Source organism: Hymenobacter sp. 102, from assembly GCF_049949205.1.
Classification (GTDB): Bacteria; Bacteroidota; Bacteroidia; order Cytophagales; family Hymenobacteraceae; genus Hymenobacter.
Genome location: NZ_CP188172.1, coordinates 1,061,877 through 1,083,517, shown reverse-complemented (window position 1 = coordinate 1,083,517; position 21,641 = coordinate 1,061,877). Strand labels below are relative to the sequence as shown.

Here is a 21,641-nt window from a genome sequence, read left to right as displayed (position 1 = left end):
GTCAGCTATGCCTTTTGAGCATTAACGGCAGATTTTCGGGCTGAGCCTGATACGCTGACGCGCTACCGGATAATGGTAATGGAGCCGCTCTGGACGGTGCGTTTGCCGGATTGGTCAACGGCTTCAAAACGCCACGCGTAGGCCCCCGGCACTGGCGGGGCACTGCCAATGCGGCCGTCCCAGGTTTGGGCGCGGTTGGTGGCCTGAAACACCTGCTGGCCGTTGCGGTCAATGATGGTAAAGCGGAAATTCTCGAGGAAGCGGCCCTTCAGCTCCAGCACATCATTCAGGCCATCCCCATTGGGGGTAAAGGCTGTAGGTACGAACAGCTTGACCTGCCGGGACACTGAGGCTACGTTGGAGTAGCTGGCTGCCGTCAGCCCGCCGCCGGTAGCCTCTACCCGGTAGCGTACCACCTGCTGATCCTGGGGCGGCTGCAGATCGAGGTAGGTGAGGCCGGTGGCGACGGAGACGCTGCGCAGCACGGCGTTGGTAGGCGAGAGGGTCAGCACCCGGTAGCTGATGGGCGTAGTGGCATCGGGGCCGCGCAGGGCCGTCCAGGTCAGTCGGATGGTGGTGCCTTCATCGTTGGCGGCGCGGGCTTCCAGCAGCACCGGGCACACGGGGGCACTGTCGGCGGAGCGGTTGCCACAAGCATCCTGAAAGCGCACGGCGTAGCACAGCGGGTCAGCCAGACCAGGCGTCAGCAGCGAGTCGCGCAGGGTGCGTGCAGATGTCGTGCGTAATTCCTCGCCGTTGCGCAGATACGTGAGTTGGCCGCCACTGGGGCTGCGGGCCAGCGTGGCCGTCAGCTCCACTTGGTTGCGCAGGTTGAAGGTGGCCTGCAGCCGTGGGGCCGCCGGGGCCGCGCCGGAACTGGTGGTAATGGCTACTTCATCGGAGGTGGAAGTAGTGGTGCCCATCGTTTGCGTGAGACGGTACCGGTACACGCTGCCGCAGGTAACGGCCGTATCGGTGTACTGAGTAGTGCCGGCGGGTACGGGCAGGGTGAGGGTAGCGCCGGCCGCATCGGTGCGGGTGAGGGTATAGCCGCCGGTGCCGCCGGAGGTCCAGCTGAGCTGGTTGCGGCCGTTTTGGGTGGTGCCTGTCAGCGCCACCGAGCAAAGTACAAACGACGAGGAGCTGACCACTGCCGGTTGGCACTTATCCTCCAACAGCAGCCGGTAGCAGCCGGGCAAAGGCGCATTGTTAAGCGTGAAGCTGGTTAAGTTACTAGGCACCGCCGCCACCGTGCGGTAGCCGCCCGGCGCGGCGGCATCAGTCACCTGCAGGCTGTACTGGTACTCGGGTTGCAGGGCCCCAAACTGGAGCTGCACCGTGCTGCCCTGTACGGCCAGGTTGCGCAGTGCGGGCCGCTGGGGTGGGGGCAGGGGCGTGAAGCTGCGGGTAGCCGCCCCGGTGCAAATGCCCGTCTGGGTATAACGCCCGATGACCGTTACCGAAGTCGGGCCGTTGGTGGCCGGGTACGTAACGGCAACATTGCGTGGGGCTGGCTGTGGGGCATCATTGCCCACCTGCACGAAATACTGGTCGTAAGTAGCATCCGTCACGGTTACCTGCACGAAGCCAGGCGTGCAGGTGGTTACCGTAAAGGTGGGCTGGGGAGTGCTCTTGACCTCGAAATTGCGGGAGAAGATAATGCCCTGGCTGCCGCCCTGTGGGCCTTGGGTATTCTGGGTAATCACCAGCACACCGGGCGCAGTGGGCGTGAAGGTGGTGGTGGTATCGGTGAAGCCGGAGCACACAATGGTGCTGGCTTGGCGGTAGTAAATCTGGGCGGGGTTGAGGTTTTTGCCACTACAATCGCGCAGGCGCACGGCGCGGCCCACGCACAGATAGAAGGGCAATTCCTGACCAGTAGCGACATCATAGGCCTTAAAGCACGCCCCCGAGTTAGGCGTGGGCACGCACCCCTGGGCCCACCCGGTGGTGGCCAGGCCAAGCAGCAATACTACCAGCAACAACAGTCGGTTCATCCGGCCCATAAACGAAGCACCCGCCCGATTGCGTGTCCGGGCGGGGCTAAAGTAATGAAATGAGGCGTTGGGGTACGCTATAACCCGAAACTGTAGTCCCGCACAAACGCCGCGGCGGCGTGCAAATCGGGGTAGAGCACCCGGTCCTGGTTCACAAAGGACACCTTCTCTCGGAAAGCAGTCAGCAGGTCTTCCAGGGGCTCGGAGGTGCGGGCGGGGCGGCGGAATTCCAAAGCCTGGGCCGCGTTCAGCAGCTCAATGCCCAGCAGCTGCTCCACGTTCTGTACCACCCGCAGGGCCTTGGTGGCGGCGTTGGCCCCCATGCTCACGTGGTCTTCCTGACCGTTGCTACTCACCACGCTATCTACTGAGGCGGGCGTGCACAGCTGCTTGTTCTGGCTGACAATGCCGGCGGCGGTGTACTGCGGAATCATGAGGCCCGAGTTCAGGCCCGGCTCGGCCACCAGGAAGGGCGGCAGGCCCCGCTGCCCGCCGATGAGCTGGGTAGTACGCTGCTGGGAGATACTGCCCAGCTCGGCGGTGGCAATGGCCAGCATATCCAGGGCCAACGCCAGCGGCTGCCCGTGGAAGTTGCCCCCGCTCAGAATGGCGTCATCATCGGGGAAGATGTTGGGGTTGTCGGTTACGGCGTTGCACTCGGTTTCCACTACTTGCTGCACGTACGCCAGGGCATCGTGGGAAGCGCCGTGTACCTGGGGCATGCACCGGAACGAGTAGGGGTCCTGCACGGCTACTTTGGGCTGGGCCTGCAGCCCGGAGCCCGCCAACAGCTCCCGGATGCGCCCGGCCACAGCCAGCTGCCCGGCGTGGGGCCGGATGCGGTGCAGGCGCGCATCAAACGGCTCACTGCGCCCATCAAACGCTTCCAACGACAGGGTTCCGATATAGTCGGCGGCGCGGAGCAGGTGCTGGGCCCGCAGCAGCCCGTGCACGGCGTAGGCCAGCATAAACTGGGTGCCATTAAGCAGGGCCAAGCCTTCCTTGGCTTCCAGGGTGAGGGGCTGCCAGCTGAACAGACTCATGGCATCGGCGGCGGCCAGGCGGTAGCCCTCGTAGTGCACCTCGCCCAGGCCCAGCAAGGGCAGGCACAGGTGGGCCAGCGGGGCCAGGTCGCCGCTGGCCCCCAGGGAGCCTTGCTGGTACACCACCGGCAGCATCCCGCGGTTATAGAAATCAAGCAGGCGCTGCACGGTGCTCACCTGCACCCCGCTGTGGCCGTAGCTCAGGCTTTGCGCTTTCAGCAGCAGCATCAGCCGCACCAGCTCGGCCGGCACTTCCTCGCCCGTACCGCAGGCGTGCGACATCATCAGGTTTTGCTGCAGCTGCTGGCGCTGGCTGGCCGGAATAGCTTTGTCGCAGAGGGCGCCAAAGCCAGTATTGATGCCGTAGATGACCGCCTCGGGCGTGCGTTCCAGCCGGTTTTGCAGGTACCGGTGGCAGGTTTCTACCTGCTCTCGGGCTTCGGGGCTGAGTACTACGCGGGCTTTGGTGCGCAGTAGCTGGCTGAGGGTGGCGAGGGTGAGATGGGTGGAGGGAGTAAGCGCGAAATCCTGGGCCATGCGGGTGGGGTGGGCGAAGGTGAGTGCCGCCAAAATTGCCACTTTTTCCCGGTTGCGCGCCGAGCGGGCCTAGCAGATGGTCAGCAAAACCAACGGCGCTGCTTCCGGGTAGCCATATCCGGAAGCAGCGCCGTTGGCGGGGCTATTGGTAGAACGGGTTAAGCCAGTAGCGCCAGGGCTTGCTCCAGCGTTACCGTCTGCTCCTGTCCGGTAGCCAGGGTTTTGAGCTTGAACTGGCCGGTAGTGCGCTCCTCCGGGCCCTGAATAAGCACGTACGGAATGCCTTTGCCATCGGCGTACTTGAACTGCCGGCCCAGCTTGCCGGGCTCGGGGTACAGCTCGCTGGCAATGCCGGCTTCGCGCAGCCGGCGCAGCACGGGCAGCACCGCCACTTCGCTCTCGGCGTCGAAATTGGCCAGCAGGCAGCGGGTGGTGGTGGCCACGGCCTCCGGGAACAGCTGCAGCTCTTCCAGGCAGTCGTACAGCCGATCCACGCCGAAGGAGAAGCCCACGCCCGACACGCCCGGCAGCCCGAAGGCGCCGGTGAGGTTGTCGTAACGGCCTCCGCCCGACACGCTGCCCATGTTCACGTTGTTGATCTTGATTTCGAAGATGCAGCCCGTGTAGTAGCTCAGCCCGCGGGCCAGCGTCACGTCGAACTCCAGGTTCGGCCACTGCTCGAAGCCGAAGCCGCGCAGGTAATTCAGCACCTGCTGCAGATCCTGCAGGCCCCGGTAGCCGTCGGCGTTGTCGGGCTCCACGCCGGCCGTGGCGAAGGCCGCCAGCAGCCGCTGCAGCTTCTCCTCAAAGTCGCCGCCCACGCCTAGCAGGTCAAACAGCCGCTCGGTAGCCGCCGCCGAGAAGCCCCGCTCCAGCAGCTCCTTCTCCACACCCTCGCGCCCGATTTTGTCAAGCTTGTCGATGGCCGTGAACAGATCTACCTCAGTGCCTTCGCCGCCCAGGGCTTTGTAGAAGGCCCCCAGCACCCCACGGTGGTTGATTTTGATGGTGTGGTCCGTCAGGCCCAGCGTCGTCAGCACCTCGCTCATCATCAGCACAATTTCGGCCTCGCACAGCAGGGAGTTGGTGCCCACCACATCGGCGTCACACTGGTAAAACTCCCGGTAGCGGCCACGCTGGGGCCGGTCGGCGCGCCATACCGGCTGAATCTGGTAGCGCTTGAACGGAAATACCAGCGTGTTGCGGTTCATCACCACGTACCGGGCGAAGGGCACCGTGAGGTCGTAGCGCAGGCCTTTTTCGGCAATTTTGGGCAACACGGCCCGAGGGCCGGCCAGCAGGTCCTCGGGGGTGACCTGCTCCTTGATTTTGTCGCCTTTCTGCTTTTTCAGGAAGTTGCCCGAGTTGAGTACTTTAAACAGCAGCTGGTCGCCTTCCTCCCCATACTTGCCCGTGAGCACGGAAAGATTTTCCAGCGTGGGCGTTTCCAGCGGCGCATAGCCAAACTTCTCGAACACGCGGCGGATGACGCCAAAAATGTAGTTGCGGCGGGCCACCACGGCCGGGCCAAAGTCGCGGGTACCTTGCGGAATGCTGGGTTGCTGTGCGCTCATCAGAGGGAAAACAGATGCGGAAATACGGCCGCAAAAGTCGGGGTTTCCGGCGGAATTCCGGCGGTCCGGTTTGGCCGGCTGCTCAGAACCGGACCCGATTGGTGCCGGTCTGCAAATCGATTTCCTGCATGGCGTCCAGCAAAGAGGGCACTAATAAGGGCTGCGAGGCCACATCCAGGTACAGAAAATGGTGCTGGTCGGCCTGGGGAACGTGGCATAAAATCAGCCGGCGCTGCTGGGTGTGCAGCATAAAAGCATAGGCCAGTAACAGGTCAATGGCTTCCGTGGAAAGGGAATCAATCAAACTCAAATCTACCAGAATCGTGTGTTTGTCGCTGCGGCTGGCCCGGTGCAGGGCCCGGGTAAGTTTTACCTCGTCGGTCGAAGCGGCATCGGGTGACAGAATCAGCAGAAAGCCGTTCGGCAGAATTTCACGATGAACATCAAGCATGTTTTCACTGGTTAAGCGGATAGGGCGGCAGAAATAATACAGTGAAAACGCCGCGCAGGGTTACGGATAAATAGCAATTTGACGAGGCCAGGGCTTATTATATTGAAGCCTTCCTAGTTTGTGTTAGGATATTATAAATAGTGACTTAGCTATAAATCCCGCAGTGATTATTGCCGCCGGGCCCCGCGCCGGGACTGGAACACTACCGAAGCGGCCAGCGGCGACTTCAGGGCCGCCCGCAGCCCGGCCCGGTGCAGGCCCCGGCTGGTCCAGTCGTTGCAGGTGCGCAGGGCGTGGTAGTGGCCCGTACCCAGGAAGAAAAAATCCTCCGGCGAGTAGCCGGTTGGCTGCCGGAGCTGCGGCCGGCCCAGGCTATCGGCCCGGAAACCCTGCTGCACGTAGGCCGTGAGGCGGCGGTACTGCTCCGCAGAAATCCGCAGGGGCACCACATGGCGGCCCGAGTCGGGTGCGGCGCGGTAAAAATCCACGTGCATCAGGGTTTTTGAGGGAAATACGGCGCCGGCAATGGCTCTGGGTCCCGGGAAATGGCCGTTCATAGACCCCAGATAGAAGCCTTGGTTACCCCAGCCAAACGCCGCGTACCGATAGCGCCCAAATTGTGCAGTGAGGGCGGGCTGATCAAGGATTTGCAGCCAGTTGTGGCCGGTTTGCGGCTCCCGCAGCGGCAGCACCACATCGGTATGAAAGCCGTTGGACACCACGTAAATCTGCACGCCGCCGGGCGTTTGCCGGAACTGCCGGTTGCGAGGCATCAGCGTCCCGGTCATCAAAAACAGCACAAAAGCAACCAGAGCAGGCATACGCAGTAATCAAGCACCTGCAAAGATACGCCCACCGCGGATGGGAGCAGCCGCTAACCGCTAACGAGTACGGCCCGGACGCTATCAGGTGGAAGCGTCCGGGCCGTACTCGTTAGCGGGATTGCAAAGCGCTAGGAGCGAGTGCGCAACGCGGGTCGGCGGGGCTCCACGGCGGCTACCGGCGTGGCCCGCTTGGCCCAGGCTTGTTTGTTGGCGCGGGCCACCATGGGCATATCCAGTGGGACCATTACCACGGTACCCAGCGCGTGCTGGGTTTTGCCCGAGTGCAGAGCGACGGCGGGCTTAATGGCGTGGTAGCCCAGCACCGTCGTACGCACTACGTAGCGGCCCAGCGGAAGCCCGGTGGCGCGGAAGTGGCCATTGGCGTCCGTCTCCACTGCTTTCACGAAGCGTCCATCCGAAGCTCGCAGCACTACCACGTAAGAGTGCGGGATGGGTTCCTGGGTTTGGCCATCGTAGAGGCGGCCCGATACGGTGCCTTTAGCGGCGGCAGCAGGCCCGGCAGCCAGGGTGGGCTGAGCAGCGGCAGTGAAGAGGAGAGAAATGCCCAGCAGGGCGGCGGAAGCGAAGGAGGTTTTCATGGCAGTAGACAGAAAAAAGAAGGGACGGTGACTTTCAGGCTGCCGGAACGGCCGCGGCTCCGTTCACGGAAAAGGCAAGAAACGTCTGGGTAGTAAGTGGTATCGTCGAGCCCAGGAGGCGGGCGGCCAGGCCGGCCGCCAGGTGGGGCAGTATCCCGGCTCGGGGCCGGGCAGTTCCGGCTAGCAGTGCGTTGCTGGACCGGTGCTGAAGGACAGTATGAATTTACTAAAAGGTACTATGTAAAGCAAGGTACTGTGTAAATATATTTTCTGGTTTATAGAACTGCCCAGAAGTATACAGGGGGTAAACAATAGCAGTGCGTAGCACAAATCAGCTTGTCAGCCGCTTCTGATAGTATAGATGCTATATAGTGTGCAAGGGATGCCTGAGAAGAATAAAAAATATTGAGAATAAGATGGCTAGCGAAAGAAAGGTAGTGTAGTCCTGCTGAGCTTGCTGAAGCCTTCGGCTAGCTTAGCAGGACCTACCATTGTTTGCTTCTGAACTCTGCAAAAGCCATTGTGCTAGCAAAAAAAGACCCCACGCCCTGGTCCGGGCCAGAAACGTGAGGTCCGAGAATGGTGGCCAGGTGCAGCACATTCTAGCCACCAAAGCCACCGCCCCCACCCTGGGGCTGGTTCTCAATGCGTTTGGGCGGCTTGTTGGAGCCCATATACCAGCTGAAGCCCAGGTAGCCCACCCGCGACTCCCACTTATTGTAGGTCTCGGCCCGGAAGTTATTTGTAGCCGAGAGGGAGCGGTTGCGCTGGGTATTGAGCACATCGGAAACCCGCAGCGTGAGGGCGGCCCGGTCGTTGAACAGGCGCTGGCGCAGGGCCACATCCACGGAGCCCACTGGCAGCACCCGGCCCTGGGCCGTCACGGCGGCGGCGCGGTAGTTGCCCGTCAGCTGAATATCCAGCTTGGGTGTGGGGGTGAAGGAGTTCATCAGGCGGGCCGTGCCCGATACTACCCGGCGGTTGGCCTCGTTGCCGGTGGCGGCCGTTACAATATTTTGAAACAACGAGCCATTGGCCGTTACGCGCCACCATTTGGCCAGGGGCTGGTTCAGCGAAACCTCCGCCCCGTAGCTGGTAGCCTGCCCGAAGTTGGCCGCGTACTGGGCCGTAATGACCGCCCCGGCCCCGTACAGGCGGGTAGCCGTGGTATCCACGCGCACCAGGCGCTGAATGGCGTTATCGGTGTGGCGGTAGAATAGGGTGGAGGTTAGTGAGGCCTGACCCATGCTGATCTGATGGCCCAGCTCAAAGGCATTGATGTACTCGGGGCGCAGGGCGGGGTTCCCAATGCGGTAGCTGCGCTGGTCCTGGTAGAGCGGGAAGGCCAATAGCTGCATGAAGCCCGGGCGGTTGAGGCGGCGGGAGTAGCTGAGCTTCACGCGCTGGTCGGCGGTGGGCAGGGTGCGCTCCACGGTGGCTGAGGGGAACAGGTTGAGGTAGCTTAGCCGGAAGGGCCCCTGGCCGTTCAGTACCTCACCGCTGGTGCGGGTGTACTCGGCCCGCAAACCAGCCTGCGCGCGCCATTTGCCAAATTCCTGCTGATACGTGGTGTAGCCAGCCTGCACAAAGTCGCGGAACGTGTACTGGTAGGAGCGGTCTGCCAGCCTATCGAAGCCGGGGCCGTCCAGCTGCTGCCGCAGGAAGTCGTCGGTGCCCTGGTTGGCCTGGTACTGGGTTTTCGCGCCGGCTTCCAGTCGGGCCTTCTCGCCCAGCGGGTGCACGTAATCTACCTGACCGCCCACGGCGTGCAGGTCTACGTTCAGGTCCTGCTGCCACTCGCGCAGGTCGGCAGTGCCTTCGGTATTGCGCTGGGCCACCACCACGTCGGCGTTCAGGTAGGTGTAGTTCACGTTGCCGGTCAGCTCCCGGCCCTTGTAGGCATCCCAGGTGCGGCGGTAATCCAGGGAGCCATCCACGTTGTCCACGTTTTCAGTTACGCCGAATGTGCTGCCGATGCGGGCGTTGGTGGCCCCGCTGAGCGTGGCCAGCTGGGTGCCGGTGTTCGTGGCCCGGTTCAGATTGGGCTCCACTGTGAAGGTGATGGTCTGATTGGCCGGCAGCGTGTAGTCGAAGCCCAGGCGGCCGCTGTAGTTCTGGCTGTGACGCAGGTTGGTGCCCCGCTGGTAGGTGCGCAACTCCTGGTTTTCGAGGGTGGTGTACTGGTCCAGCCAGGAGCGGCTGCGGTACCGGTCGTCGCGCAGGTCCAGGGAGCCAAACAGGTTGATTTTGCCAGCGCGGCGGTTCAGGCTCAGGCTGCCGTTGTACTTGTCCTGGGTGCCCACGTTGAGGGTGGTCTGGCCGTTCCAGCCGTCTTTTTTCTGCTTTTTCAGGATGATGTTGAGCACCCCACCGGCCCCGGCCGCATCGTAGCGGGCCGAGGGGTTGGTGACTACTTCCACCCGCTCAATGGCGCTGGCCGGAATCTGCTCCAGGCGGTTGCCGCCCGCCCCGCTGTTGGCCGAGTTGCTGGGCTTGCCATCAATGAGAATGGTGATGTTGGAGGAGCCGCGCATGCTCACGGTGCCATCGGGAGCTACCGTCACGGAGGGCACGTTCTGGAGCACGTTTACGGCCGTGCCACCCACGCTGCTCAGGTCCTTTTCCACGTTAATCACCTTTTTATCGAGGCTTTCCTGCACGGCGGCCCGCTCCCCGGTTACCGTCACGCCCTTCAGCTGCTGGGCCGTGGGCGCGAGCTTCAGCGCGCCCAGCTGCAGCGTAGGGTTGGCGGCGGTAAGCTGCACCGACCGGCGCAGGCCCTGGTAGCCCACGGAGGAGGCTTTCAGGAGGTAGTTACCCAGCCCCAGGTGCTCCAGCACAAACGTGCCGTTTTCCAGGGTTTCGGCCCCGGCCACGAAGCTGGAATCCTGGGCCCGCAGCACCACTACGGTAGAAAAGGGGAGGGGCTGCCCGTTGGCCTGGTCGAGCAAAGTGCCGCGGACGGTGCCGGCGGGTTGCTGCTGCGCGGCGGCGGCCAGCGGAAAGAGCATAGCAAGGAACCCCAGGCCCCGCAGGGCCCGGCCGGAAGTAGAAAAGGCGTTCATAGGAAGGGAGATGGTGGAGGAAAATTCGGGCAAGGAGAGGCCGGGTCCCGGGGCCGCGGTTCCGCCGGGAGTAGCATGGTTGCCAGAAATTCAAGCGTGAAAAGCAGGGGCACAAACTGCACGGGCAGCCGGTACCGAAGCGCCGGAACACAACGGGGCAGCAGGGAGAAACAAGTGTTTCTGGCTGAGGCTCCGCTCATCCGGCCCGATTGGCGCGTGGTGGTGTCCGGGATTCTACCGGGCGGCTCCTGTTAGTGAGGGGCCCGGCAGAGAGTGTATCTAATCAACGTTTCAAAGGTAGTTAAAGGTACTATGCAACGCAAGGTACTGGGTAGATTATTTTTTCGTTTCCTGGAAAACGTTGGGTTTTGCGGAGGCGTGTAGAGGAAAGTAGTTGGCGAGGGAGCCGTTGCCACAGGCTTGTGTAGGGCAGATGGTGCTCTGTCGGTAAGCGTTGCCCGGCTTACTGTATTTCTTTGCTGATACCTGAAAATGCAGCGGCCCCGCACGCAAGTGCAGGGCCGCAGGTGAGGGGAATAAAGTGAGGATGATAGCAGCCCGTCATTCCGAGCATGTGGCGCATCAAGCCAAAGATCGGGGAATCTCGCGTGCTGAGCGTGCCAAACTATCTGTCATGCTGAGCGAAGTCGAAGCATCTCTACTGCTTCGTCCGGATTACCTTGCAACCTCAGCACGCAAGATTCCTCGGCAAGCTCGGAATGACGTTTTAAATCTGAAGTGGCCTCGGTAGCCTCTGTTACTTATTCAGCGCGCCTTGCTCAATCCAGCAGCGGATCAGGTCCCGCTCCTCCTGCGTCATCTGGGTTTTGTTGTTCTGGGGCATCGTTTTGGTGATGACCACGCGCTGCATGATCTTATCCTGGAGGCGGATGATGTCCTCGGGCGTGTCATATACCACGCCATTGGGAGCAGTTTTGAATACGTCATCGGTGGGCGTGGCCGAGTGGCACCGCGCGCAGCGCTGCTGCACCACGGCCTGCACCTGCGCCATTGTCACGTTGGGCGTGCAGGCGGCGGCGCTGGTAGCCTCCGTGCTGGGAGCCGTAACGAAGGCCACGGCCAGCAGCAGCCCGGCTGCCAGCGGTAATACCAGCCCGGTAGCCTGGTGTTTTTCGCGCAGATTCAGCCAGTGTTTCACGCCGGCCGTGCCCAGGACAATGGCCGCCAGTACCGCCCAGGGGTAGCTGTGCCCGAAGGTGCTGGGGAAATGGTTGCTCACCATCACAAACAGCACCGGCAGCGTGAAGTAGTTGTTGTGCAACGACCGAAGCCCGGCATGCTTGCCCAGCTCCGGGTCCAGTGGCAGGCCTTCGGTAGCCGCCTTCACCATGGCTTTCTGCGCCGGGATGATGATAAAAAACACGTTGCCCACCATCAGCGTGCCCAGCATGGCCCCGAAGTGGATGTAGGCCGCCCGGGCGCTGAATACCTGGCAGTAAAACCAGGCGAAGGCCGTGCAAATCAGCACGCCCAGCACGGTCATAGCCAGGTTGTTTTTTACCAGCGGGGTGCGGCACAGCACGTGGTAGAGCAGCCAGGCCACCGCAAAGGAGCCCAGCCCAATGGCCACGCCCGTCAGCGGGCCCAGGTCCAGCACCTTGGGGTCGATGAGCATGCTGCCGGCATTGAAGTAGTACACCACAAACAGCAGGCTCATCCCCGTAAGCCAGGTAAAATAGGCCTCGTACTTAAACCAGTGCAGGGCTTTGGGTATTTCCTTCGGGGCCAGCTTATACTTTTCGAGGTAGTAAAAGCCCCCGCCGTGCACGGCCCAGAGGTTGCCGGCCAGCTCCTCGCGCACGTTATCGGTGCGGTTCAGGGCGTTTTCCAGGAACACGAAGTAGAAGGAAGCCCCAATCCAGGCAATGCCGAAGGTGATGTGCATCAGGCGCACCACAATATTGAGCCACTCCATCAGGTGCCCTTCCCAGGCCGTGCCCTGGGCAAACTGGTAGCCCACCGCCAGCACAAACACCACGGCCAGTACCGTGAGGGCATAAGCAAACCCCTGCAGGGTAAAGCCCTGCGTGCCCAGCTCGCCGCCCCGGTGCGTGCGCGCCACCCGGTGCAGCACCCAACTGCCCACCGCCAGCAGCCCCACCACGGCCGCCACCATTCCCAGAAGTAAAAACTGCGTCATCGGTAAAAAGCACTTGCTGCGTGGCCGGGCCAATATTCGTGGCAGCATCTGCTGACGCTGGCTAGCCAGCAGAAAATGGGGCCACAACCCGGCACACTTGAGAAACGAACCTCTTGAAAGGATAATATGGAAGTTGAAAAGTTTGCTAGAATACTGCTTGTTAATTGAAATATTATCATTTTGGATGTCTGTTTGATAAAATTCATGGCCGGATACGCGCTAAAAAGTGAAAAAATAATAACGCCATCCGGCGAAGTGCCGGGCTACGTGGTAGTGCGTAATGGCCTGATTGCCGAGGTGCTGCCCACGGATGCTGTGGTAACTGTACCAGTGCACGACGTAGGCCCCCACGCCATCCTGCCCGGCCTCATCGATCCGCACGTGCACATCAACGAGCCCGGCCGCACCGAGTGGGAAGGCTTCGACACGGCCACCCGGGCTGCTTTGGCCGGCGGCCTTACCACGCTGGTGGACATGCCCCTGAACTCGGCCCCGGTCACTACCTCGGTGGTAAACCTGGAGCAAAAATTGGCGGCGACCCGTGAAAAGCTGCACGTGAACTGCGGCTTCTGGGGCGGTATTGTGCCGGGCAAGGCGGCCGAGGTGCCGGGCCTTATTGAGGCGGGCGTGCTGGGGTTCAAAGCCTTTCTCACCCACTCCGGTATCGATGATTTTCCCAATGCCACCGAAGCCGACCTGCGCCAGGTAATGCCTCTGCTGGCCCGGCACGGCCTGCCCCTGCTGGTGCATTGCGAGCTGAGCCAGGACGATGACACCTGGAAGCAGGGCAACCGGCAATCCTACCAGAACTACCTCGCCTCCCGCCCCAAAGCCTGGGAAGATGAGGCCGTGGCCCTCATGATTCGGCTGTGCGCCGAAACGGGCTGCCCGGTGCATATCGTGCACCTGTCGTCGGCCAATTCTCTGCCGGCCATTGCCGCCGCTAAGGCCCAGGGCCTGTCGCTAACCGTTGAAACGGGACAGCATTACTTGTTTTTCAGCGCCGAGGATATTCCTGATGGGCAGACGGCCTACAAGTGCGCCCCGCCCATCCGGGAGCGGGCCAACAACGAGCAGCTCTGGCAGGCGCTGGAGTCGGGCCTGATTGACTTTGTGGCCACCGACCACTCGCCCGCGCCGCCCGACCTCAAGCAGCTCACTACCGGCGACTTCACCACGGCCTGGGGCGGTATTGCCTCCCTGCAGCTGGCCCTGCCGGTACTCTGGACGGCCGCCCAGGCCCGCGGCGCTTCTCTCTCGGACGTGGTCCGCTGGCTCAGTACCAACCCCGCCCGGCTGGCCGGGCAGCAACACCGCAAAGGCCGCATTGCCCCCGGCTACGACGCCGATTTGCTGGTGCTGGATGCCGAGGCCTCAATTACCGTGACCGAAGAGCTGCTGCATCACCGCCACAAAGTGTCGCCGTACCTGGGCCGGGAGCTGCGCGGCGTGGTGCAGCAAACCTACCTGGCCGGTGAGCTGGCCTACGACCGGCCGGCGTTCCGGCATCTTAAGCAAGGCACCATCCTAACCCGATAAGCCGGTTGGAAACTCTCCCTACATCCTATTCGGCCCGTGCCGCCCGCATCATGCAGCGCATTCAGCAGCTGGCCGCCATCAGCGAAGATGCCGAGGGCGTAACCCGCCGCTTCGGTACGCCCGCCTTCGTGCGAGGGCAACAGCTGGTGCGCGCCTGGATGGAAGCCGCTGGCCTGCACACCCGCCTTGATGGCATTGGCAACGTGCGGGGCCGGCTGGAAAGCCCGGTGCCCGGGGCCAAAACCTTCGTGCTGGCTTCGCACATTGATACGGTGGTCAATGCCGGCAAATTTGATGGGCCGCTGGGCGTGCTGCTGGCGCTGGATCTGCTGGAAAACCTGGCGGCTCAGGGCGTAGCACTGCCGTTTCACCTGGAGCTTATTGCCTTCAGTGATGAGGAAGGCGTGCGGTTTCACACCACCTACCTGGGCAGCAAAGTAGTAACCGGCGCTTTCGAGCCGGAGCTACTGACTCGCTCTGATGCCGACGGTATTACGCTGGCCCAGGCCATTGCCGACATGGGCGGCAACGCGGCTCAACTCGCTCAGGATGCTATTCCGGCCCCCGACTGGCTGGGCTATTTTGAGGTGCACATTGAGCAGGGCCCGGTACTCTGGGAGCAGAATATTCCGGTGGCGCTGGTAACGGCCATTGCCGGGCAGCAGCGCGTGGAGCTGACGTGGCGCGGCATGGCCGGGCACGCCGGCACCGTACCCATGCACATGCGGCAGGATGCCCTGGCCGGAGCCGCCGAGTTTGTGCTGGCTGCCGAGCAGTTTGGCCTGGCCCACGCGCACGAGCTGGTAGCCACCGTGGGGAAGCTGGATGTGCGCCACGCGGCCAGCAACGTCATTCCCGGCGAGGTCATTTGCAGCCTTGATTTGCGCAGCGCCGATGCCGCCCGCTTGTCCTCGGCCTACGCGGAGCTGCAGGCTCTGGCCGAAACTATTGCCGCCCGCCGCCACCTCCGCCTCACCTGGAATCTGGTGCAATACACGGCCCCCGTCAGCTGCCACGCGGGCCTGAACGAGCTGCTGGCCCAGGCCATTACCGAGGCCAGCCATCCAGTAGTGCCGCTGGTAAGCGGGGCCGGGCACGATGCGGTGCCGGTTTCGCAGGTGGCCCCGGCTACTATGCTGTTCGTGCGCTGCTTCAAAGGCATCAGTCACAACCCCCTGGAAAACGTGGAAGTGCCCGATCTGGCCGCCGCCGTGGAAGTCTCGGAGCGTTTTCTTTCTTTGCTACTCACCTCAAAAATCAGAACCGGAAGCTAGGTCTAGCTCCCCTCCTTTCCAAGGAGGGGAGTTAGCTTTTAGCTTTCTGTTCGCCCCATTACCCGCCTTACTTCGCCATGAATCTTTCCTCATTTACCCGCTCCGTCGTTCGGCGCAATCACGCCATCATTGCCCCCGATGGCTACATCAACAGCAACGTGCCGGGCTGGACGGGCTGCACCGTCAACGTCATTATCAACGAGCAGATGGGCGCGCGCCTGTGCCAGACCATCGTTACGCTGCGCCCGGACGGCAAGCTGGAAGGCCGCACCGAGGCTTCGCAAATTTTCTTCTACGTAGTGGAAGGGGCCGTGCGGGCCACGGCGGGTGGCGAATCCCGGCAGCTGACCCAGGGCCAGTTTGTGTATGTGCCGGCCGGGCAGGAGTATGGCTTCCACGGCCCCACCGAGGGTACGCAACTGCTCACCTTTCACAAAGTGTACGAGCCGCTGGCCGGTCACGCCGCGCCTGGGGTAGTATGGGGCGAAAAGGACGACAGCAAGGCTCCCATTTACATGAACGATGAGGCCCTGCGTATTCAGGAACTGCTGCCAAACGAGTTGGGCTTCGATATGGCCGTGAATATCTTCACCTACGACCGGGGCGGGCACCTGCCTATGGTCGAAACCCACATCATGGAGCACGGCCTGCTCTACCTCGCCGGCCAGGCCATCTACGTGCTCGATAAAGAGTGGTACCACGTGCAGAAAGGCGACTCTATCTGGATGGCGCCCTACTGCCAGCAGTGGGCCACTTCCGTCGGTAAAGAGCCCTCGGTGTACATCTATTACAAAAACGTCAACCGCTTCCCGACGGTAGTTTAGCGCACTAATTAGAACGTTATTCCGAGCGAAGCCGAGGAATCTCGCGTGCTGACGTTGCCATACCAACCGTCATGCTGAGCGGAGTCGAAGCATCTCTACCGCTTGGTTAAATTACTACAACATCAGCACGCGAGATTCCTCGACTTCGCTCTAAATGACGTCCGTTATCTAGATACCTCCCTGTTTCCTATGACTCTTCCCGACCTCAATAACCTACCCGCCCCGGCCCGTGCCGAGGAACTGCGTCGCTGCTGCGGCTCCTCGGCCTGGGTGGCGGCGCTGAACCAGCAATTCCCTTTTGAAGACGCTGAAACGCTCTATAAAGTGGCTACGCACATTTGGAACAGCCTGAGCGAAGCTGATTGGCGGGAGGCATTTACGCATCATCCGAAAATCGGGGATGTGGGCGCGCTGCGGGAGAAGTTTGCCAGTACCAGCACCTGGGCCGAAGGGGAGCAGGGCGCCGTGCGGCAGGCTTCGGAGGAAACCCTGCAGGCCCTGGCTGCGGGCAATGAAGCCTACGAGCAGCGGTTTGGCTACATCTTTATCGTGTGCGCCACCGGCAAATCGGCCGCCGAGATGCTGGCGCTGCTGCAGGCCCGACTGCCCAATCCGCCCGAAGCAGAAATCCGTGTTGCTGCCGCCGAGCAGGACAAAATCACCCGCATCCGTCTGGAAAAACTACTTGCCGCATGAGTCAGATTACCACCCACATTCTGGATACTACCCGGGGCCGTCCCGCGGCGGGCGTGTCCATCATCCTCTCCGGGCAGCACCCAGGCAACTGGCAGGAGCTGGCCCGCGGCACCACCAACGCCGACGGCCGCATCCCTGACCTGCTACCCCAGGGCCAGACGCTGCCCGCGGGCGTGTACCAGCTGCGCTTTCTGGTGCAGGAGTACTTCGATGCGCTGGGCACTGCCTCGTTCTATCCCTTCGTGGAAATCGTGTTTTCCGTGACCTCAGCCGAGCATTACCACGTGCCGCTGCTGCTCAATCCATTTGGCTACTCCACGTACCGCGGCTCGTGAGTTAGCCGGTTGAACGTCATGCAGAGCCGAAGGCGAAGCATCTCGCTTGGCTAACGTTGCAGTGCTACTGTCATGCTGAGCGGAGTCGGAGCATTTCTGCCGCTTCGTTGAAATTGCCACTGCAACATCAGCACGCGAGATTCCTCGGCAAGCTCGGAATGACGTTCCTGAGAGTCTGCGTCTGATACTACTGCCCCGACTTTACATTTCCACCCTCTCCCTGATATGAAACTCAGCCTGCCCGCTTCCGAAAAAACGCAGCTCCTGGAGCAGCTCGGCGAAGCCAACCGCCGCTTCCAGCAAACTTACCCCGGCGACAAGCCCGACCGCCAGCCGGTGCACACCGTGTACGGCGGGGCCAACCTGTTCAAGTCGGATACCTGCGTGCGCATGGGCGATATTGCCCTGAATAACCTGCGCACTTACGCGCCCAATTTTGTGGAGCTGGCCCGCGTACTGAAGCTGGAAGGCCACGAACACCTGCCCACGCTGCAGGCGGATATTGAGGCCCTCACGCACCGCCTGGAAAACCTACGCCCCGAGGACCGCAAGCAGGAGCCCGGCTGGCTGCCGTATTCCATCTATCAGAAAGTGGTGCGCAAGCTCCAAACCGAAGCCGTGGAGGATTTCCGTATCGACTTTGAGGATGGCTTCGGCAACCGCCCCAACGACGAGGAAGATGCCACCGCCGTGCAGGCTGCCAAAGAGTTGGCCCAAGGCATGCGCCAGGGCACCATTTCGCCCTTTATCGGTATCCGCATCAAGCCCTTCACCGAGGATTTGAAGGACCGGGGCGTGCGTACCCTGGACATTTTCCTGACCACGCTGCTGGCCGAAACTGGTGGCAAGCTGCCCGCCAACTTCGTGGTAATGTTGCCCAAAGTGACCATTCCGGAGCAGATGAGCACGATGGTGCGCCTGTTTGAGCTGCTGGAGCAAGCCAACGGCCTCGCGCCCGGCACGCTGCGCATGGAAACCATGGTGGAGGCCACTCAAATCATCATGGATGAGGAGGGGCGTAACCCGCTCATGCGCATTATCCGGGCCAGTGAGGGGCGGTGCGTGGCGGCCCACTTCGGCACCTACGATTACACGGCCTCGGCCGGCATTACGGCCCGCTACCAAACCATGGCCCACCCCGTCTGCGACTTTGCCCACCACATGACCAAGGTGGCCTTGGGCGGCACCGGTATTTTCCTCTCCGACGGCGCCACCAACGTCATGCCCATCGGCCCGCACCGGGGCGAAAACCTGACGTTTGAGCAGCTGCGCGAAAACCGGGAATCGGTGCACAACGCTTGGCGGCAGGGGTTCCACCACACCACGCACTCCCTCATCAACGGCCTCTATCAGGGCTGGGACCTGAACCCGGCCCAACTGCCCATGCGCTACGCGGCTACCTACCACTTCTTCCTGAGCAGCTACGATGACGCCGTGCACCGGCTGCGCACCTTTGTGGAGCGGGCCGCCATCAGCACCCTCACCGGCGACATTTTCGACGATGCCGCCACCGGCCAGGGCCTGCTCAACTTCTTCCTGAAAGCCCTGAACTGCGGAGCCATTACGGAGGAGGAAATCAAGGCCACCGGCCTCACCACCGCCGAAATCCAAACCCGTTCCTTCTACCGCATCCTGGAAGGCCGCCGGGCTGGGAAGTAGTAACGGAAATAAAAAAAACGTCATGCTGAGCTTGTCGAAGCATTTCTACCGCTTCGTTGAAGCTACCATCACAATGTCCAGCTAGCGAGATTCCTCGGCAAGCTCGGAATGACCGGCAGTAGGCTCACTCAGAAATCAGTACCGAACAACCTGTCCATTACTGGACAGGTTTTCGTTTTTACAGGAGGATAGTATTTGTACTAATAAACAGATATTCAAAACTTTATAAAAATGGCATGTCCATTGGCTGACAGGTAGGGAAACCCTTTCCAACCTGTACGAAAATGGACAGAGCAATATCCACCGCCACCCAAACCCGCCGCCAGCGCCGCCGTTGGTTGCTGGGTGCGGGCATACTGCTGGTGCTGGCGGCCGGCCTCCTGGCGTTTCGCAATGTGCTGAAGCCCAGCCTCGACCGGAGCAGCATCCTGACGGCCCGCACCGAAACCGGCGACGTAGAAGCGTCCCTCACGGCGGCCGGCGTAATTATTCCGGCCCACGAAGCCGTCATTACCAGCCCCATCCCGAGCACCATCCGGCGGGTGGCCGTGCCCGTGGGCAGCAAGGTGCAGCCGGGCCAGACGATTCTGGAGCTGGACCGGGAGCTAACCAATACGGCCCTGGCCAAGCTGCAGGACGAGCAGCAGCAGAACCGCAACAAAAACGGCCAGCTGCAGCTCAGCCTCGAAAAAGCCCTCAACGACCTCCGCTCCCAGGAGCAGGTGCAGCAGGTGAAAGTGCGGAGCCTGCAGTCGGCCCTGCGCGACGAGCAGTACCTGCTGAAGATTGGGGGCGGCACGGCCGAGAGTGTGCGCCAGGCCGAGCTGAACCTGCGGGTGGCCCAACTGGAACTGCAACGGCTGGGCGAGCAAATCCGGAACCAGCGGGCTGCCAACGCCGCCGACGTGCGGGAGCTGGGCTTCACCATGCAGATTCAGGACCGCAGCATCCGGGAGCTGGCCGGCAAGCTGCAGCAGGCTAACATCAGCAGCCAGCAAGCCGGCGTGCTTACCTGGGTGAACGAGGACCTGGGTACTACCGTGCAGGCCGGCGACCCGCTGGCCCGCGTAGCCGACCTGAGCCGCTTCCGGGTGCGGGCCACCATTTCCGATGCTTACGCCGACGCCCTGCACCTGCAGGACCCGGTAGTTATCCGCATCAACGGCACCGATTTGCGCGGTACCATCAGTACCATCAGTCCGGCCGTGGAGAAGGGCGTGGTAACCTTTTACGCTACCCTGCAGCAGGACCACCACCCAGCCCTGCGCGCCAACCTGCGGGCCGATGTGTTTGTAGTGACGAAAGCCCACCGCAACGTGGTGCGCGTGAAAAACGGCCCCTTCTACCAGGGTGGCAAGGAGCAGCCGGTGTTTGTGGTGAAGGACGGGAAGGCCGTGCGCCGCACCGTGCAGTTCGGGGACAGCAACTTTGATTTCGTGCAGGTAACCGGCGGCCTGGGAGCGGGGGAGGAAATTGTGGTGTCGGATATGAAAGACCACGTGGATACGCCCGAACTCATCCTCAACGACTAACGGCCATGAAACGCATTCTACCTTTTCTGTTGCTGATGGTTGGCCCCGTGGCGGCCCAACAACAGCCGGCGCCGCTATCCTTACACCAGGTGATTGACTTGGCCCTCACGCAGTCGGCGGCGGCCAAGCAAACCCAAACCACCCGCGATAAAAGCTACTGGCAGTGGCGCACCTACCAGGCCAACTACCGGCCCCAGCTGGGGCTGCAGGGCACGGTGCCGGGGTTCAGCCGCGTCATCACGCCCGTGGTGCAGCCCGATGGCACCACCGACTTCCGGGCCGTGCGCATCAACAACTCCAACCTGGCCCTCACCGTCAGCCAGAACATCGGCCTCACGGGCGGGCAGCTGTTCGTGGCCTCGGAGGTGCAGCGCTTCGATGATTTCAACGGCCGGTTGAAGCGCTACAACAACCAGCCCGTATCCATTGGCCTCACCCAGCCCATTGGCAAGTTCAACAGCCTGAAATGGGACCGAAAGATTGAGCCCCTGCGCTACGAGGAAAGCCAGCGCCAGTACACGGAGGAGCGCGAAACCATTGCCCAGCGCATCACGGAGCTGTATTTTGATGTACTGCAGCAGCAGGTAAACGCCGAAGTGGCCGGCCAGAACGTGCAGGCCAATGAGGAGCTGCTGCGCATTGGTAAGGAGCGGTACCAGCTCGGCCGCCTCTCCCAGAGCGACCTGCTACGGCTGGAGCTCAACCTGCTGAATGCCCGCCAGGCCCGGGCCCAGGGCCAGCTGGACGCCCAGAACGCCGCCGTGAGCCTCCAGAGCTATACCGGGCTGCGGGCCGAAGCTCTGCGCCTGGCCGTGCCGGCTCCCACGCCCCAGCTGGTGGTACCCGCCGAGCAGGCCGTGGTGCAGGCCCGCCAGAACCGGAGCGTGGTGCTGGCCTTCCGGCGGCGGCTGTTGCAGGCCGAGCGGGAAGTGGCCCTGGCCCGCGGTACCACCGGGCTGCAGGCCGTGCTGTCGGCCAACCTGGGCTACGTAAACCAGGCCGGCAACCTTTGGGCTACCTACCAGGCCCTGCAGAACCAGCAGCAGGTGCAGCTCACGTTTGCCATGCCCCTTCTCGACTGGGGCCGGCAGAAATCCATTGTGAAAACTGCCGAGCTGACCCGCCGCCAGGTGCAGACGGACGTGGCCCAGGAAGAAACCAGCTTCGAGCTGAATGTGCAGGTGCAGGCCACCCAGCTGGCCACGCTCAGCGAGCAGCTGGACCTATCCGCCCGCGCCGACTCCCTGGCCCAGCAGCGCTACGCCATTGCCCAGGCCACCTACAAAGTGGGCCGCATCAGCCTCACCGACCTCACCATTGCCCTGGCCGAAAAGGACCAGGCCCGCCGCGCCTACATCCAGGCCCTGCGGGCCGCCTGGGTGGCCCACTACCGCCTCCGGGCCCTTACTCTCTACGATTTTGAGCGGCAAATGCCCTTGGCTGCGCAGTAGGCCCGCCGGGTTACCTGGCGGACTTCCGACCCGGCACCGAAAAGGCCGCCCTTACCGCCATATCCGGTAAGGGCGGCCTT

At 62.3% G+C, this 21,641-nt stretch carries 16 protein-coding genes; 8 read left to right on the top strand and 8 right to left on the bottom strand.

What is annotated here, in order from left to right; genetic code table 11:
- Positions 1-62: 62 nt before the first annotated feature.
- The 8 genes from ACN19L_RS04740 to ACN19L_RS04705 all read right to left on the bottom strand — a co-directional run bounded on the left by ACN19L_RS04740 (position 63) and on the right by ACN19L_RS04705 (position 12,251).
- Positions 63-1,997, bottom strand: coding sequence for a gliding motility-associated C-terminal domain-containing protein (locus ACN19L_RS04740; RefSeq protein ID WP_426492390.1), 1,935 nt, complete (start codon positions 1,995-1,997; stop codon positions 63-65).
- Between the two features lie 77 nt (positions 1,998-2,074).
- On the bottom strand, positions 2,075-3,619 hold the full coding sequence (gene hutH, locus ACN19L_RS04735) for a histidine ammonia-lyase (protein ID WP_426492389.1): 1,545 nt from the start codon (positions 3,617-3,619) through the stop codon (positions 2,075-2,077).
- Positions 3,620-3,735: 116 nt separating this feature from the next.
- Complete coding sequence (hisS, locus tag ACN19L_RS04730) at positions 3,736-5,151, bottom strand: histidine--tRNA ligase (RefSeq protein WP_426492388.1); 1,416 nt, start codon at positions 5,149-5,151, stop codon at positions 3,736-3,738.
- Between the two features lie 82 nt (positions 5,152-5,233).
- Positions 5,234-5,602, bottom strand: coding sequence for a hypothetical protein (locus tag ACN19L_RS04725; RefSeq protein ID WP_426492387.1), 369 nt, complete (start codon positions 5,600-5,602; stop codon positions 5,234-5,236).
- A gap of 167 nt (positions 5,603-5,769) precedes the next feature.
- A complete protein-coding gene (locus tag ACN19L_RS04720) occupies positions 5,770-6,423 on the bottom strand; it encodes a DUF2459 domain-containing protein (RefSeq protein WP_426492386.1) in 654 nt (217 codons plus the stop codon).
- A gap of 131 nt (positions 6,424-6,554) precedes the next feature.
- Positions 6,555-7,025 (bottom strand): carboxypeptidase-like regulatory domain-containing protein, encoded by a 471-nt coding sequence (locus ACN19L_RS04715; RefSeq protein WP_426492385.1) that lies wholly within the window; start codon positions 7,023-7,025, stop codon positions 6,555-6,557.
- Positions 7,026-7,627: 602 nt separating this feature from the next.
- Positions 7,628-10,090: a TonB-dependent receptor domain-containing protein gene (locus ACN19L_RS04710; RefSeq protein WP_426492384.1), complete on the bottom strand. Its 2,463-nt coding sequence runs from the start codon at positions 10,088-10,090 to the stop codon at positions 7,628-7,630.
- A 757-nt stretch (positions 10,091-10,847) separates the two neighbouring features.
- A complete protein-coding gene (locus ACN19L_RS04705) occupies positions 10,848-12,251 on the bottom strand; it encodes a urate hydroxylase PuuD (RefSeq protein ID WP_426492383.1) in 1,404 nt (467 codons plus the stop codon).
- Positions 12,252-12,455: 204 nt separating this feature from the next.
- Here ACN19L_RS04705 and allB point away from each other — a divergent pair, with 204 nt between their 5' ends.
- From allB to ACN19L_RS04665, 8 genes are all read left to right on the top strand, one after another.
- The gene (gene allB / locus ACN19L_RS04700; RefSeq protein WP_426492382.1) at positions 12,456-13,790 is read left to right on the top strand and encodes an allantoinase AllB; all 1,335 of its coding nucleotides are present in this window, start codon (positions 12,456-12,458) and stop codon (positions 13,788-13,790) included.
- Positions 13,791-13,795: 5 nt separating this feature from the next.
- Positions 13,796-15,064, top strand: coding sequence for an allantoate amidohydrolase (locus ACN19L_RS04695; RefSeq protein ID WP_426492381.1), 1,269 nt, complete (start codon positions 13,796-13,798; stop codon positions 15,062-15,064).
- 77 nt (positions 15,065-15,141) lie between these two features.
- The gene (gene allE, locus ACN19L_RS04690) at positions 15,142-15,888 is read left to right on the top strand and encodes a (S)-ureidoglycine aminohydrolase (RefSeq protein WP_426492380.1); all 747 of its coding nucleotides are present in this window, start codon (positions 15,142-15,144) and stop codon (positions 15,886-15,888) included.
- A 189-nt stretch (positions 15,889-16,077) separates the two neighbouring features.
- Positions 16,078-16,584 (top strand): 2-oxo-4-hydroxy-4-carboxy-5-ureidoimidazoline decarboxylase, encoded by a 507-nt coding sequence (gene uraD, locus ACN19L_RS04685; protein WP_426492379.1) that lies wholly within the window; start codon positions 16,078-16,080, stop codon positions 16,582-16,584.
- Entirely contained in the window at positions 16,581-16,919 is a 339-nt protein-coding gene (gene uraH, locus ACN19L_RS04680; protein WP_426492378.1) for a hydroxyisourate hydrolase, read from the top strand. Before uraD ends, uraH begins: the two co-directional genes overlap by 4 nt.
- Before the next feature lie 225 nt (positions 16,920-17,144).
- Positions 17,145-18,578 (top strand): DUF6986 family protein, encoded by a 1,434-nt coding sequence (locus tag ACN19L_RS04675; RefSeq protein WP_426492377.1) that lies wholly within the window; start codon positions 17,145-17,147, stop codon positions 18,576-18,578.
- A gap of 284 nt (positions 18,579-18,862) precedes the next feature.
- Positions 18,863-20,110, top strand: coding sequence for an efflux RND transporter periplasmic adaptor subunit (locus ACN19L_RS04670; protein ID WP_426492376.1), 1,248 nt, complete (start codon positions 18,863-18,865; stop codon positions 20,108-20,110).
- 5 nt (positions 20,111-20,115) lie between these two features.
- Positions 20,116-21,561 carry a TolC family protein gene (locus tag ACN19L_RS04665; RefSeq protein ID WP_426492375.1) on the top strand — a complete coding sequence of 482 codons (1,446 nt, stop codon included), beginning with the start codon at positions 20,116-20,118 and terminating at the stop codon, positions 21,559-21,561.
- Positions 21,562-21,641: the final 80 nt, after the last annotated feature.

What these genes read in the sequence shown, in the direction of transcription:
- allE (WP_426492380.1), top strand. Translation starts at nt 15,142, where the DNA reads ATGAATCTTTCCTCATTTACCCGCTCCGTCGTTCGGCGCAATCACGCC.
- ACN19L_RS04710 (WP_426492384.1), bottom strand. Translation starts at nt 10,090, where the DNA reads ATGAACGCCTTTTCTACTTCCGGCCGGGCCCTGCGGGGCCTGGGGTTC.
- ACN19L_RS04665 (WP_426492375.1), top strand. Translation starts at nt 20,116, where the DNA reads ATGAAACGCATTCTACCTTTTCTGTTGCTGATGGTTGGCCCCGTGGCG.
- ACN19L_RS04720 (WP_426492386.1), bottom strand. Translation starts at nt 6,423, where the DNA reads ATGCCTGCTCTGGTTGCTTTTGTGCTGTTTTTGATGACCGGGACGCTG.
- hisS (WP_426492388.1), bottom strand. Translation starts at nt 5,151, where the DNA reads ATGAGCGCACAGCAACCCAGCATTCCGCAAGGTACCCGCGACTTTGGC.
- uraH (WP_426492378.1), top strand. Translation starts at nt 16,581, where the DNA reads ATGAGTCAGATTACCACCCACATTCTGGATACTACCCGGGGCCGTCCC.
- allB (WP_426492382.1), top strand. Translation starts at nt 12,456, where the DNA reads ATGGCCGGATACGCGCTAAAAAGTGAAAAAATAATAACGCCATCCGGC.
- ACN19L_RS04670 (WP_426492376.1), top strand. Translation starts at nt 18,863, where the DNA reads ATGGACAGAGCAATATCCACCGCCACCCAAACCCGCCGCCAGCGCCGC.
- ACN19L_RS04715 (WP_426492385.1), bottom strand. Translation starts at nt 7,025, where the DNA reads ATGAAAACCTCCTTCGCTTCCGCCGCCCTGCTGGGCATTTCTCTCCTC.
- uraD (WP_426492379.1), top strand. Translation starts at nt 16,078, where the DNA reads ATGACTCTTCCCGACCTCAATAACCTACCCGCCCCGGCCCGTGCCGAG.
- ACN19L_RS04675 (WP_426492377.1), top strand. Translation starts at nt 17,145, where the DNA reads ATGAAACTCAGCCTGCCCGCTTCCGAAAAAACGCAGCTCCTGGAGCAG.
- ACN19L_RS04705 (WP_426492383.1), bottom strand. Translation starts at nt 12,251, where the DNA reads ATGACGCAGTTTTTACTTCTGGGAATGGTGGCGGCCGTGGTGGGGCTG.
- ACN19L_RS04740 (WP_426492390.1), bottom strand. Translation starts at nt 1,997, where the DNA reads ATGAACCGACTGTTGTTGCTGGTAGTATTGCTGCTTGGCCTGGCCACC.
- ACN19L_RS04725 (WP_426492387.1), bottom strand. Translation starts at nt 5,602, where the DNA reads ATGCTTGATGTTCATCGTGAAATTCTGCCGAACGGCTTTCTGCTGATT.